Raw genomic sequence first — 1,892 nt, forward strand, 5'->3', positions numbered from 1 at the left:
GGCTGCCGTGCCGCCGCGACGTGGCGCACGTTCGCACCTTCTCAGGGTTGCGCGTGCTGTCTGGATGCCGGGGCTGGGCTCGGCACTCAGCACCTTCGGTTTCGGCGGGCTGATTGCTTTCAGCTCACTGCTTTCCGCCGAGCGCGACTGGAACCCCGTCTGGCTTTTGTTCAGCGCCTTCGCGGCTGCATTGGTCGTGGCGCGTCTCTTCCTTGGCCATCTCCCCGACAAGCTCGGGGGCGCTCGGGTTGCGCTGATGTCCGCCGGAATTGAGGCAATTGGTCTGGCGCTCATCTGGTTCGCGCCCGGCAGGCTGCTGGCCGCGACAGGTGCGGTGCTTACCGGCCTGGGTTATGCCCTGAGCTGCCCCCGATTTTTCTGGACACCGATTTGTCCGAACGGAGGCAGATATGGTGAAGTCCAGCATGAGCAGGATCATACGAAATGATGTGGCAGATGGGCTTGTGGGGAGCGAGGGCGGGCGGCGCCCGTCCGCGCTGTCCACAGGCCAAAACGGCGCCGGGGTCGGGTGTTCGGGGAGTGGGTCGCTGACGCCGGGCCAGCGCTGGAGCGTGAACCGCAAGCGTGACGTGGTGCTTCGCCTGCTGCGGGGCGAGGCCACCGAGGATCTCTCGCGCCAGCTCGGTGTGCCGCTCTACAAGCTCGAGCACTGGCGACAGAAGGCCGAAGCCGCGCTGGATGGCGCGTTGAAGGAACGCGAGATGGATGCGGCGACCGGGGAGCTCGCCACCGCGATGCAGCGGATCGGTGAACTGAGCATGGAGAACGAGCTACTGCGTTCGCGCATCGAGCGTGCTGGCCCTTTGGTTCGCAGGAGGTCGCGGTGATGGCGGCAGAGACCTCCCCGACCACCGGCCGCCGCTACGGCATCGCCGAGGTCTGCCGGATCTGGGACGTGCCGCGGTCGTCCTTCTATGCTGATCGGCGCCGGGCCGACACCACGAGGACGCCGATCCCGGCGCAGCGTCGTGGACCGAAGCCTGCGGTGTCCGACGACGCCCTGCTGGCGGCGATCCGCGCCGATCTCGCCCGTTCGCCCTGGCATGGCGAGGGACATCGCAAAGTGTGGGCGAGGTTGCGGGTGATGGACCGCATCCGGGTTGCGCGCAAACGGGTGCTGCGGCTGATGCGCGAGAACGGGCTCCTGTCGCCACATCGTGCCCGCACGCGCGACAACGCGCCACACGATCGGCACATCATTACCGAAGCGCCGAACCTGATGTGGGCGACCGACGCTACCCAGATCGCCACCGTGCAGAATGGCAAGGTCTGGCTGTTCGGCGTGGTCGAGCACTGGAACGCCGAGACGCTGGGCTGGCACGTCGCCAAACGCGGCGATCGCTACGCCGCTGTCCAGGCTGTCGGCATGGCAATCCGGAATGTCTTCGGCCACGTCAGCCCCAGCGCCGCCCGCGGTCTGGCACTGCGCCACGACCACGGCAGCGCGTTCCTCGCCGAACATTTCCAAAACCAGATCCGCTTCTGGGGCATGACCCCCAGCTATGCGTTCGTGGGCGAGCCCGAGACGAATGGCGTCATCGAGCGGTTCTTTCGCACGCTGAAGGAGCAGATCGTTCACGGCCGCATCTACCAAACCATCGAAGACGTCCGTGCCAGCGTCCGCGACTTTGTCGCCTGCTACAATGCCGAGTGGCTGATCGAGAAGAACGGCCTGCGCAGTCCCAGAGACGCCAGAGCCGCCTGGCACAAGGCCGTCATGAGGGCCGCCGCTTAACAGCTATCTTGTGTCCAAAGAACCGGGCGCGGTACAGCGCGGTCAACGCGTTCGTCTGTTTCCGTGTCGGAACTGACGAGTGGTTTGCCTTCCGTTATGGCATCGCCCGACAAGGAGCCGGCGAGACGAAGCGCCA

Annotated in this window: 2 protein-coding genes and 1 pseudogene; all 3 read left to right on the forward strand. The window is 66.1% G+C overall.

From position 1 onward, the window contains the following. Positions 1-448 (forward strand): annotated as a pseudogene (locus VGP39_RS18480) (hypothetical protein); the annotation flags it as partial. Positions 449-572: 124 nt separating this feature from the next. Next, the gene (locus VGP39_RS18485) at positions 573-848 is read left to right on the forward strand and encodes a hypothetical protein (RefSeq protein WP_327569543.1); all 276 of its coding nucleotides are present in this window, start codon (positions 573-575) and stop codon (positions 846-848) included. Next, positions 848-1,756: an IS3 family transposase gene (locus VGP39_RS18490; RefSeq protein WP_327569544.1), complete on the forward strand. Its 909-nt coding sequence runs from the start codon at positions 848-850 to the stop codon at positions 1,754-1,756. Before VGP39_RS18485 ends, VGP39_RS18490 begins: the two co-directional genes overlap by 1 nt. Positions 1,757-1,892 lie beyond the last annotated feature (136 nt).

Source organism: Bradyrhizobium sp., assembly GCF_036009065.1.
In the GTDB taxonomy this organism is placed as follows: domain Bacteria; phylum Pseudomonadota; class Alphaproteobacteria; order Rhizobiales; family Xanthobacteraceae; genus Bradyrhizobium.